At 74.2% G+C, this 333-nt stretch carries 1 protein-coding gene; it reads right to left on the bottom strand.

Annotated features, from left to right (window positions below):
• Positions 1-333, bottom strand: a 333-nt coding sequence (locus ABD308_RS04490) for a VWA domain-containing protein (RefSeq protein WP_344325856.1), incomplete at both ends; no start/stop codon positions are given.

Raw genomic sequence — 333 nt, forward strand, 5'->3', positions numbered from 1 at the left:
GCCGACCTCCACCGAGGAGGTCGGCGGCAGCGCCAGCTCGGCCGAGGAGCCCCGGAAGGTGATCATGCCGATCTTGTCGCGGCGCTGGTAGGCGTCCATCAGCAGCGACAGCACGGCACCCTTGACGGCGGTCATCCGCTGCCGGGCCGCCATCGAACCGGAGGCGTCCACCACGAACAGCACCAGGTTGGACTCCCGGCCCTGGCGCACCTGCTCGCGGAAGTCGTCCTTGTGCAGCACCAGGGCGCGCGAGGACCGCCCGCGCGCCACCTGGTGCGGGGCTGCGGCGCGCAGCGTGGCGCTCAGGTGCAGCCGGGCGAGCCGGCCGCGCGG

The sequence above is a fragment of the Kitasatospora putterlickiae genome, from assembly GCF_039527695.1.
Classification (GTDB): Bacteria; Actinomycetota; Actinomycetes; order Streptomycetales; family Streptomycetaceae; genus Kitasatospora; species Kitasatospora putterlickiae.